Here is an 11,333-nt window from a genome sequence, read left to right on the forward strand (position 1 = left end):
CGTCGCCCTCGCGGCGGCGGCCGTCTGCTTCTCAGGGAATACGCCATGGCCTCGGGTTCGAAAACCGTCATCATCGCCGCGCTCACCGGTAATCTGCTGATTGCGGTGACCAAGTTCATTGCTGCCGCGTTCACCGGCAGTGCCGCGATGATGGCCGAAGGCATCCACTCCACCGTGGATACCGGCAATCAGGGGCTATTGCTCTATGGTATGAAGCGGGCCAAACGGCCGGCCGATGCCAAATTTCCCTTCGGCTACGGCAAGGAGATCTATTTCTGGAGCTTCATGGTCGCGGTGCTCATCTTCGCGGTGGGTTCCGGCATTTCGATCTATGAAGGCGTGAATCGACTGCTGCACCCGCACCCCGTTGAAAGCCCGATGATCAACTACGTCGTGCTGGGGCTGGCGATGCTCTTCGAAGGCGCGGCCTGGTTTGTCGCGGCCAAGGAATTCAATCGCCTGAAGGGCAAATGGGGCGTGTTCGAGGCCGTGCGTCGCGGCAAGGATCCGGCCACGTTCCTGGTCTTGTTCGAAGACAGCGCGGCCATGCTCGGCCTGGTGATTGCCTTTGCCGCGCTGCTGGCCGGCCAGCTGACCGGTATCGAGATCTTCGACGGCATCGCCTCGATCTGTATCGGCATCATCCTCGCCATCACTGCCGTGTGGCTCGCGATCGAAACCAAGGGGCTGCTTATTGGCGAGGCGGCCAACCAGCATGTGGTGCGCGATATTCGCGAGGTCGTGTCCGGCTATGAATCGGTCGCGAAGACCAACGAAGTGCTGACCATGCACGTCGGCCCCAACTTCATTCTGGTGAATATTAGTGTGAGGTTTGCAAAGGGCCTGAGTGGCGAACAGATCCAGAACGAGATCGAACGCATGGACAGCGATATCAAAAAACGCTGCGAGAACGTCAAACGCATCTTCATCGAAGCCGAACGCTCGGCGGACCGGCCTGCGACAGCCAGCGACCAGGGCGGGGAGGGCACCACTTCGCCCAAGCCGGCTGAATGACGGCTAGAGGCCAGGGCGCGGCACCGCGTCGGGTATGTATTCTGCGGCTGTCGGCGTTGGGCGACTGCGCCAACGTGGTGCCGGCGATCCGCACGCTCCAAGCGGCCTATCCGGATGTCGAAATCACCTGGATCATCAACAAGGCCGAGGCCGGGCTGGTCGCCGATATCGCGGGCGTTGAATGCCTGGCCTACGACAAACGCGGCGGCCGGGCGGCGATCGCCGATCTCAAGCGCCAGCTTGCCGGCCGGCGCTTCGATGCGTTGCTGAACATGCATGCCAGCTGGCGGGCGAACCGTATCAGCCTGCTGGTCAAGGCCGATCGCCGTATCGGCTTCGATGCACGCCGGGCCCGCGACGGCCAGCGCCTGTTCGTCCGCGAACGTATTCCAGCGGTGGGAAGCCGACACGTCGTCGATGGTTTCCTGGCCTTTGCGGCGATGCTGGGTGCCAGCGAGCCGGTCATGGACTGGCGTGTCCCGATCGCCGAGGCCGACCGTGCGCGGGCGGGCGAACTGCTCGGCGACGATGCCCGCGAAATCCTGTTCATCAGCCCCTGTTCGAGCCATACACGGCGCAACTGGCTGGCCGACCGCTATGCCGCGGTGGCCGATCACGCTGCCCATGAACACGGCTTGCGCGTCGTGCTCGTCGGCGGACCGAGCGATCTCGAACGCCAGATGGGCGTGGATATCGAAACGGCGATGGCAACGCCCGCCACCAATCTCATTGGCCAGACCAACCTCAAACAGCTGATCGCCTTGTTCGAACGGGGCCGGGTGCTGGTCACCCCTGACTCCGGGCCGGCGCATATGGCAAATGCGACCGACATCACCACGATCTCGCTCCACGCCGCGACCGACCCGCGCCGCAGCGGCGCCTATCGCTCCCGCCAATTCTGTGTGGATTATTTCGCCGAAGCCGCAGCCCGCTATCGCAACGCCACGCCGGACACGCTCAAATGGGGCACCCGTATCGAGGACGACGCGGGCGTGATGGCGCTGATTCCGGTGGAAGCGGTGACCCGGCGGGTCGATCAGGCCCTGGCCGCGGACTCGCCGGCCTGCAGCATGGCCGCCATCTTCTGATGAATAAGGTTGACGGCCTTCAGCGGTCGTAGCATGACCTTGAATTCGGTGATCTGGCCGGCGTCGTTCCATTCGATCATGTCGACGCCGTTGATCTGTATACCGTCCAGTTCCAGCTCGAATTCCAGCACCGCGTTGCCCTCGGCCTGTAGTTCCCGCACGTAGCGAAAGCTATCGGTCCCGAACACCTGCAGGGCGGCTGCGAGATACTGCACGGTGATGGCCTTGCCCACCTGGGGCGTATGCACTACGGGCGAATGGAAGACCGCATCGTCGGCAATCAATGCCTCGAGGCCGTGGGCGCTACGGGCTTTAACGAGTTCGTGCCAGGTGGCGATGGGGTTTTGGTGCATGGACGGATCTCTGCGGGACGATGCGGATGCGGCAGGCGCTTACTCGGGCGGCTGGTTTTCCAGGCCGAGGATGAAGTCCCAATGTTCCTTGTCCACCGGCATGACCGACAGCCGATTGCCCTTGCGCACCAGCGGGAAGTCGCCGAGTTCGTCGGCGTGGTCCTTGATCTCGGCGAGTGAAATCACGCGGTCGAGTTCGCGCTCGAAGGTGACATCCACTCGATACCAGCGCGGCTTTTCGGGATCGGATTTGGGGTCGTAGTGGGCATCCTTCGGATCGAAGGCGGTGTCGTCGGGATAGCCGGCCCGCGAGATACGCATGATGCCGACTACGCCCGGTACCTTGGTGTTGGAGTGGTAGAAGAAAGCCAGATCGCCTTCCGACATATCGTCGCGCATGAAATTGCGCGCCTGATAGTTGCGTACGCCGTCCCAGCCTTCGGTCTGGTTCTTGCGCTGCTGCAGATCCTGGATGCTGAACTCGTCGGGTTCGGACTTCATCAACCAATAACGCATGCGTATCCGTTCCTTTGAAACTTGCTGAAAGCGTTGTCCGCGAGTTTAACGCAGCGAAGGCGGGCAGGTCGCCCGGCGATAGATCGCGGCTTCGCTTGCGACCGCGTCGAGCGGCACGTCCCATTCGCGGGTGGCGATATGGTCGACGCGCTGTACTTCGAACGCCAGGCCGAGCAGCCAAGGGCCGCGAAAACCCGACGCTCGCTGGCCGGCCAGGCTGCGATCGTAAAAGCCGCCGCCCATGCCGATACGCCGAGCAGCGGCATCGAACGCCGACAGGGGCATGATCAGCAGATCGAGCGCGGCCACGGGCCGGGCGCTGCCTGCGGTGGGCTCGAGGATGCCAAGCGGACTGCGCCGTCGGCGAAAGTGCGGGCCGTCGACGGCGATGAATTCCAGGCGCTCGCCGGCAACGCGCGGCAGGAATGCCTGTTGGCGTCGGTTGAAATAAGGCAGCAGCAGCCGCGGGTCGGCCTCGTGGCGCATGGGCCAGTACAGGCCGATACGGCGCGCACGACGGAATACGGGCAGGCGTGCAATGCGTTGGCAGGCCCGACGGCTGGCCATACGGCCCTGCTGGGGTGCGAGGCGGCGGCGTGCGCGGAGCGCGGCACGGCGCTGGTCGTCGATGGAAACGCTCATGGCGCCACAGCATCAACGAGTGGGGCAAAAAACGAAAGGGGCCGACACTCCCGCCTGTGCCGTCGACCGTCCACTATCCTTGAGACGAATGCTCAAGTGGGGCGTTCCACGCCGCATTAGGTTTCCCGCAGCAAGGCGGGCGTACTCACCTGCGACGTTTCCCACCCCGGTTTAGGTACTTAGGCTCAAGGGGAACCGGGAGGTCGTCGAACACCGCAGGAGTGCCGGCAGCATCGATGATACGCGGCTCGAAGCGGTGGTGCCAATCATGCGATCGCACGATCGCGTGTGCCGGGGCTGCCGGCGATTATTGCAGCGCGAGGACGGTCGTCGCGCGCCAAGGCGGGTTACGCGGCTAGTTCGGTTCCTTGAGCGCGGATTCGATATGCAGCTGCAGCTGCGACAGGCGTTCGGTAATCTCGCCGTCCGTGGCGGGCAGACCGGCTTCCTGACGCTCGAGCCGACGTTCGGCGGCGATCAGATCACGGGCAATATTGAGTGCGGCCATCACGGCGATCCGTTCCACGCCCAGCGTCTTGCCCTTGCGCTGGATCGCGTGCATGCGCCGCGACAGATACTCGGCCGAGTTGAGCAGCGCTTCGCGCTCGCCTTCTGGACAGGCGATGGAGTAGTCGCGGCCCAGAATACGGATGGTCAGCGCGGATTGTTTTTCTGGCGGCATTAAGTGTATCCGTTAGGCGTTGTCGGCTTCCGCTTCGAGCGCGCGAATGCGTTCGATCACGCCGTTGAGGCGCTCGCGCGTTTCCCGATTGCGGGCCTGTTCTTGCTCGTAGGAGGTCTTGAGTTCCTCGTAGTCGCGCAGCAGTGCGCGATAGGCCTCGATCAAGGCTTCGACGCGATCCTCGAAGTGGGTGATCTCGAACTGGCTCATAACGCTCCCTAGATGTGTACCCGAGTATAGCCGGCACCGGGCGCTGCGGGAAATATGAAAAAAAAGGCCCGGCAAATGCCGGGCCTCGTGTGAGCGATCGTAAGGATCGCGCCTGCAGACTAGCGAATCAGCAGGAACAGCGCACCGCCGCCGCGGCGAACGTGGAGCAGCAGCTGCTTGACGTCCGGGCCGGCCAGCTTGGACAGCTGCGAGACGTCCTTGACCGGCTGGCGATTGATCGAGGTGATCACGTCGCCCGGGCGCAGCCCGGCACGTGCCGCCGCAGAGCCGCGCTCGACGTCTTTGACCACCACGCCTTCGACTTCTCCGGCCAGCGGGTTGTCGTCGGTGAGCGGCCCGAAGGTGGCGCCCTGAAGGCCCGAGGCGAGGTCGCTTTCGGCGCTGGCGCTATCGCCGCCGGCGCTGTCGGGCGCGTCGGCCGCGTTGCCGAGCGTGGCCTTGACCTCGCGTTCCTTGCCGTTGCGCAGCAGGGTGATGGAGACCTTGTCGCCCGGCGACTTCAGGCCGATGGCGTTGGCCAGCTGCGAGAAGTCGTCGATGTCCTTGCCGTTGACCTGCGTGATCACGTCACGCTCCTTGATGCCGGCCTTGGCCGCCGGCGAATCCGGCATGACCTGGGCCACGACCACGCCCTGATTGATGTCCAGATCGAAGGCCGAGGCCAGATCGGCAGTCAGATTCTGGCCGACCACGCCCAGACGACCTCGGCGCACCTCGCCATTCTCGGCAATCTGCTTGTAGACGCTGTTGACGAGGTTGCTCGGGATGGCGAAGCCGATCCCGATATTGCCGCCGGTGCGCGACAGGATGGCGCTGTTGATGCCCACCAGCTCGCCCTTGAGATTGACCAGGGCGCCGCCCGAGTTGCCGGGGTTGATGGAGGCATCGGTCTGGATGAAGTCTTCATAGCGGTTGCCGAGCCCGTGCCGGCCCAGCCCGCTGACGATACCGGAGGTCACGGTCTGGCGCAGGCCGAAGGGGTTGCCGATGGCAACCACGAAGTCGCCCACGCGCAGATCGTCGGAGTTGGCGATCGGCAGTTCGGTGAGCTCGTCGTCGGTCTTGATCTGCAGTACCGCGATATCGGTTTCCGGATCGTCGCCGATGAGCTTGGCGTCGTATTCGCGGTTGTCGTTGAGGCGGACCACGATCTTCTCGGCATCGGTGACCACGTGGTGGTTGGTCAGCACAAAGCCCTTGTCGGCATCGACGATCACGCCGGAACCGGCCGCGGTCGGCTGGCGCGGGGTCTGGCGCTGCTGCTGGTCGGGCACGTCGAAAAAGCGACGGAAGAAGGGGTCGTTGAACAGCGGGTTATCCGGCATCTGCTGGGGTTTGCCGGTCACGACCACGTTCACCACGGCCGGCAACGCCTCGTCGAGCATGGGCGCAAGCGACGGGTTGTCGCCGGCCAGCATGCCGCTCGGCACTGCGGCGTGGGCGCTGCTCATGCAAAGCAGCAACAGACAGGAAAGAAAGAGCGCGTTGATCCGCTTGTTCATTGGCGTCATAGGTCTTTTCTCGTTGGTGTGTTCACCATACGACCGGCGTACCCCGGGTCGTCCCGCAGCCTAAGACCATCGCAGGATGGTCGAGTTTCATGCCTCGCACAGAAACATGGTCATTGCACGCAGTCCTGCCGGTTCCCAGTTATTGCGTGCGATGAACCACCTTGGCCAGGCCGCTTTCGCTCAGGCTGCGGCTGATGGCAAGCCGCGATTGTTCGGCGATCCGGGCCAGAAAGCCGCTGTTGTGTTTCATGGCCACGGTGAATACGTCGCGACCGTCGCGTGCGGCGGCGAGCATGACGTCGTCGCTGGTGGCCACTTCGTCGACCAGCGCCAGGGTGAGTGCCTGGCTGCCGTACCAGTGCTCGCCGGTGGCTACGCGGTCGATATCGAGGTTCGGCCGATAACGCGATACGAAATGCTTGAACAGGCCGTGGGTGTCTTCGAGTTCCTCGCGAAACTTGGCGCGGCCTTCCTCGGTGTTTTCGCCGAAGACGGTGAGGGTGCGCTTGTAGTCGCCGGCCGTATGCATTTCGAAATCGATCTGCTTGTCCTTGAGCAGGCGATGAAAGTTGGGAATCTGGGCGACCACGCCGATGGAGCCGATGATGGAAAACGGCGCGGCGACGATCCGCTCGCCCACGCAGGCCATCATGTAGCCGCCGCTGGCCGCCAGACGATCCACGCAGATGGTCAGGCGCACGCCCGCATCGCGCAGGCGGGCCAGCTGGGATGCCGCCAGGCCGTAGCTGTGCACCATGCCGCCGGCGGATTCGAGCCGTACCAGCACTTCGTCGCCGGCCTCGGCCACCTGCATGACGGCGGTGATTTCGTCGCGCAGCGATTCCACCGCCGAGGCACGGATATCGCCGTCGAAATCGAGCACGAACAGGCGCGCCGGCTCATGGCGCTTGCCCAGCTTCTCGGCCTTGCGGCGCTGTTTGTCTTCCACCTTCTTGCGCTTGGCGCGGGCCTTGCGCTCGCTGTCGTTGAGCAGAGTGGCATTGAGCGTTTCGGCCATACGATCAAGACGATCGTTGACGTGGGTAATGCGTAGCCGGTCGCCGTCGCGTTCTGCCTTGGCCTGGCCGATCAGGCTCAGTATCCAGCCCACGGTCAGGGCAAGGGCGATGACCACGGTCACGGCCTTGGCCAGGAACAGGCCGTAGTTCATGGCAAAGTCGGCGATCAACTCCATGGCGTCGATTATCCTTGAGGGGCAGGGCGCAGAGCCGGCGAGCGTTAACGCGAACGCCGGCGATTAGATCCAGCCCGAAAGTTCGCGCTTGATCAGTCGGGTGAACATGTCCACATGATCTTCGCGGTCGTTGAGCGCGGGAATATATCGCAGCGAACCGCCACCGGCTTCTTCGAAATATTCGCGGTTTTCTTCCTTGATCTCTTCCAGCGTTTCCAGACAGTCGGAAGAAAAGCCCGGGCACATCACGTCCACGCTCTTCATGCCGGCCTTGCCCCAGGCCTTCATCGTTTCGTCCAGATACGGCTGCAGCCAGGGCTCACGACCGAAGCGCGACTGGAAGCACACCTTGTATTCGTTGCGCGAAAGGCCAAGCTCGGCCGCCAGCAGCTGGGCGGTGATGCCGCAGTCGCGCGGGTAGGGATCGCCGTTCTTCACATAGCGCTTCGGGATGCCATGAAACGACAGCACCAGTTTCTCGGCGCGCCCGTGCTCGGCCCAGTGTTCACGTACCGACGCCGCCAACGCCTCGATATAGGCCGGCTCGTCGTGGTAGCGATTGATCTGGCGCAGCGCCGGCGGCTCCGGCCACTCGGCAAGCACCTCGCCGATCTTGTCGAAAGTCGTCGCGACCGTGGTTGCCGAATACTGCGGATAGGCCGGCAGGACCAGCACCTGCTTGCAGCCGGCGGCATCCAGTTCGCGCAGGCCCGCCTCGATGGAGGGGTTGCCGTAGCGCATGGCAAGGGCGACGTGTACCGGGCGCTCGATTTCCTGATCCAGCCGTGCCTGGATGCGCTCGGCCTGGCGGCGTGCGTAGACCAGCAACGGCGAGCCTTCATCGGTCCAGACGGAGCGATAGCCTTCGGCCGAGTTCTTGGGCCGGAAGGTCAGGATGATGCCGTAGAGAATGGGCAACCATAACGCGCGGTTGAGATCGACCACGCGGCGGTCGCTCAGAAATTCGGCCAGATAGCGGCGAACGGCAGGAATGGAGGTATCGTCGGGGGTGCCCAGATTGGTGAAAAGCACACCGATCGGGCGCTGCGCACGGCGGGAATTCATCATGTCCTCTCGCTATCGTTTCGCGGGCTACGATATTTAGGGGCAATGGTACGGGATGCAACCGAACGGCTGCATCCCATACCCGATTCTACCGCCTGTGCGGGTGCTTATGCTTTATCGAAATACGTCCGGGTGAGTTTGAACACCACCGGTGCGAGCAGAACCAGCGCGATGAGGTTCGGAATGGCCATGAGCGCGTTCATGACGTCCGCAATCAGCCAGACCAGATCCAGCTCGGCCACGGCGCCCACGAATACTGCCACCACCCAGATCAGCCGGTAGGGCACGACGATACGCGAGCCGAACAGATACTCGGCGGTGCGTTCGCCGTAATAGCTCCAGGCCAGCATGGTGGAAAAGGCGAAGATCACCATGCCGAAGCTCACGATCCAGCCGCCAGGGCCGGGCATGCCGGTGGTGAAGGCTTCTGCAGACAGCTGGGCGCCGGTGGTACCGGACGACCAGGCCCCGGTGGCGATGATCACCAGCGCGGTCATGGTGCAGACGACGATCGTGTCGATGAAGGTGCCCAGCATGGCGACCACGCCCTGACGCACCGGGCTGTCGGTACGCGCTGCGGCATGGGCGATAGGCGCGCTGCCCAGGCCCGCCTCGTTCGAGAAGATGCCGCGGGCCACGCCGAAACGAATCGCCATGAGGATGCCGGCGCCGGCGAAGCCGCCGGTCGCGGCGGTGCCGGTGAATGCGTCGGAAAAGATCAGGCCGATTGCCGCGGGGATTTCCCCCGCGTTGAGCAAAAGCACAAGCGCCGCGCCGATGACATAAATTACCGCCATCACCGGAACGAGCTTGTCGGTCACACTGGCCAGGCGCTTGAGGCCGCCGATGATTACCGCGAACACTGCGCCCGCCATGACCACGCCGGTGAGCCAGCGCGGGACCGACAGGGTTTCGTCGAAGACCTGCGACACCGAGTTAGACTGCACGGTGTTGCCGATCCCGAAGGCGGCCACGGTGGCAAAAAGCGCAAACAGGAAGGCGAGCCATTTCCAGTTCGCGCCCAGGCCGTTGCGAATGTAGTACATGGGGCCGCCCACGTAGGCGCCCTCGGCGTTGGTCTCGCGGTACTTCACGGCCAGTACGGCTTCGCCGTACTTGGTGGCCATGCCCACGACAGCGGTCACCCACATCCAGAAAATCGCCCCCGGGCCGCCCAGGTGGATGGCGGTGGCCACGCCGGCAATGTTGCCGGTACCCACCGTGGCCGCGAGCGCTGTGGCGAGCGCCTGGAACGGGGTGATATCACCGGGCTCCGTACTCTGCTTGCGGCCCGCGAACAGCATGGAAAAGCCATAGCCGAGCTTGCGTTGCGGAATGCCGCGCAGGCCCACGGTCAGATAAATACCGGTGCCCAGCAGCAAAAACAGCATCACCGGGCCCCAGACCCAGCTGCTGACCGTGCTCAGCGCGTTCGTAAGTGTTTCCATTATCGAATCCCCCTGAATGGGCTGCATGCGCAGCCCGGATGACGTTATTCAAAAAAGCCCTGGGCCAGAATCCAAGCAATACCCAGAGGTGCCACGAAACGCAGGATGAACAGCCATAGCCCGGCGAGCGGTAGCCGTTGATCCGGGTGCGACTTCAGTGCCTCGACGGCGCGCGGCCCCAACCGCCAGCCGACGAACAGCGCGATCAGCAGGCCCCCCGCCGGCATCATGACCTGTGCGGTCACGAAGTCGGCAAAGTCGAGAAAGGTCATGCCCGCGATGGTGATTTCTTTCCAGACGCCCTGCGACAGCGAAATGGGAATGCCCAGCAAGAAGATCACGACGCCGGCCGAGCTGGCGGCAGTGAAGCGGGTGAAGCCCTTGTCGTCGACCAGATAACTGACCACCACTTCGAGCAGGGAGACGGCCGATGTCAGTGCGGCGATCGCAAGCAGCACGAAGAAAGCCAGCCCGAATATGGCGCCGGCCGGCATTTGTGCGAACACCGTCGGCAGGGTCATGAAGGTCAGCCCGGCCCCGGCGCTGGGTTCCATACCGGCCGAGAACACCGCCGGAAGAATGACCAGGCCGGCAAGCAGGGCAACCAGCGTATCCAGACCTACGACCAGCGAGGCATCGCGAGGCAGGTTCTGCTCGCGCGACATGTAGGAGCCGTAGGTGAGCATGGCGCCCATGCCCAGAGACAGCGAGAAGAAGGCCTGACTGATCGCACCGCCCCAGGTGCCAGCCGTCACCCGGCTCCAGTCGGGCATCAGATAGAAGGCCACGCCATCGCCGGCACCCGGCAGGCTGACAGCACGGATAGCCAGCACCACGAGCAGAACGAACAGCAAAGGCATGAGCCATTTCGATGCACGTTCGATGCCGGAGGCGACGCCGCCGAGCACCACGCCGACCATGAGCACGGTAAAGATCGCGGCATAGATGAGCGGCTGGATAGGGGAGGCGACAAAGCCGGTGAATATGGCGGTGCTCTCGTCGATGTTCAGGCCGCTGAAGGTGTTTTCACCCATGAACAGGATATAGGCCAGGGTCCAGCCCGCCACGACGATATAAAACGACAAGATGATGAAGGCGGTAAGCACGCCCATCGCCCCAACCGCCGGCCAACCGCGCCCGCCCAGCTTGCGAAAGGCGCCGACCGGGTTGCTCTGCGTCATCCGGCCGATGAGCAGTTCGGCCATGACCAGCGCGAAGCCGAAAAAGACGACGCAGCCCAGATAGATGATCAGGAAGGCGCCGCCGCCGTTCTCGCCGGCCATGTAGGGGAACTTCCAGACGTTGCCCAGGCCTACGGCCGACCCGGCCGAGGCCATGATGAAGCCCAGGCGGCTGCCCCAGTGTTCGCGCGCTGCACTCATGCTCGTACGCCGACCGCGATAAGAATGGTGATGGTCTGCTTATCGTCCATTTTTCCCCCTGAGGTGTTGCCACGCATGGCGATCACAGGCGCCTGTGCCGGCCCCGTGAGCGTCTTGCACTATTCGTGCCGAGTCTTGTTATTCCCTGAGCCGGCATTGTTTTGCGATCGTGCCAGCTTGATCGCGTACTGTCCCGTATCCATTCG

General features: G+C 63.6%; 12 protein-coding genes and 1 other RNA gene. 2 read left to right on the plus strand and 11 right to left on the minus strand.

The genetic code is table 11. The features are described 5' to 3' along the window. Nucleotides 1–45 precede the first annotated feature (45 nt). Nucleotides 46–1,014: a cation diffusion facilitator family transporter gene (locus C84B14_RS13700; protein ID WP_353224914.1), complete on the plus strand. Its 969-nt coding sequence runs from the start codon at nt 46–48 to the stop codon at nt 1,012–1,014. Next, nucleotides 1,011–2,102 (plus strand): glycosyltransferase family 9 protein, encoded by a 1,092-nt coding sequence (locus tag C84B14_RS13705; RefSeq protein WP_353224916.1) that lies wholly within the window; start codon nt 1,011–1,013, stop codon nt 2,100–2,102. The genes C84B14_RS13700 and C84B14_RS13705 overlap by 4 nt, the downstream gene beginning before the upstream one ends. Here the strand turns inward: C84B14_RS13705 and C84B14_RS13710 are convergent. From C84B14_RS13710 to C84B14_RS13760, 11 genes are all read right to left on the minus strand, one after another. After that, entirely contained in the window at nt 2,051–2,455 is a 405-nt protein-coding gene (locus tag C84B14_RS13710) for a nuclear transport factor 2 family protein (protein WP_353224917.1), read from the minus strand. The genes C84B14_RS13705 and C84B14_RS13710 overlap by 52 nt on opposite strands. 39 nt (nt 2,456–2,494) lie before the next feature. Further along, a complete protein-coding gene (locus tag C84B14_RS13715) occupies nt 2,495–2,971 on the minus strand; it encodes an EVE domain-containing protein (protein ID WP_293626994.1) in 477 nt (158 codons plus the stop codon). Between the two features lie 45 nt (nt 2,972–3,016). Beyond that, nucleotides 3,017–3,613 carry a 5-formyltetrahydrofolate cyclo-ligase gene (locus tag C84B14_RS13720; RefSeq protein WP_353224919.1) on the minus strand — a complete coding sequence of 199 codons (597 nt, stop codon included), beginning with the start codon at nt 3,611–3,613 and terminating at the stop codon, nt 3,017–3,019. 43 nt (nt 3,614–3,656) lie between these two features. Continuing rightward, a non-coding RNA gene (ssrS, locus tag C84B14_RS13725) (6S RNA) lies at nt 3,657–3,838 on the minus strand. Between the two features lie 130 nt (nt 3,839–3,968). Beyond that, nucleotides 3,969–4,295, minus strand: coding sequence for a cell division protein ZapA (locus C84B14_RS13730; RefSeq protein ID WP_293626998.1), 327 nt, complete (start codon nt 4,293–4,295; stop codon nt 3,969–3,971). Between the two features lie 12 nt (nt 4,296–4,307). Further along, nucleotides 4,308–4,505, minus strand: a complete 198-nt coding sequence (locus C84B14_RS13735) for a hypothetical protein (protein ID WP_293627000.1) — start codon at nt 4,503–4,505, stop codon at nt 4,308–4,310. A 119-nt stretch (nt 4,506–4,624) separates the two neighbouring features. After that, nucleotides 4,625–6,037: a DegQ family serine endoprotease gene (locus C84B14_RS13740; protein WP_353224921.1), complete on the minus strand. Its 1,413-nt coding sequence runs from the start codon at nt 6,035–6,037 to the stop codon at nt 4,625–4,627. Nucleotides 6,038–6,176: 139 nt separating this feature from the next. Continuing rightward, a complete protein-coding gene (gene sohB, locus C84B14_RS13745; protein WP_353224923.1) occupies nt 6,177–7,232 on the minus strand; it encodes a protease SohB in 1,056 nt (351 codons plus the stop codon). Nucleotides 7,233–7,295: 63 nt separating this feature from the next. Continuing rightward, entirely contained in the window at nt 7,296–8,297 is a 1,002-nt protein-coding gene (gene hemH, locus C84B14_RS13750; protein WP_353224925.1) for a ferrochelatase, read from the minus strand. Between the two features lie 107 nt (nt 8,298–8,404). Next, nucleotides 8,405–9,745, minus strand: coding sequence for an alanine/glycine:cation symporter family protein (locus C84B14_RS13755; protein WP_353224927.1), 1,341 nt, complete (start codon nt 9,743–9,745; stop codon nt 8,405–8,407). A gap of 44 nt (nt 9,746–9,789) precedes the next feature. Further along, complete coding sequence (locus C84B14_RS13760) at nt 9,790–11,127, minus strand: sodium-dependent transporter (protein WP_353224928.1); 1,338 nt, start codon at nt 11,125–11,127, stop codon at nt 9,790–9,792. Nucleotides 11,128–11,333 lie beyond the last annotated feature (206 nt).

This window comes from Salinisphaera sp. C84B14 (genome assembly GCF_040361435.1).
GTDB lineage: Bacteria > Pseudomonadota > Gammaproteobacteria > Nevskiales > Salinisphaeraceae > Salinisphaera.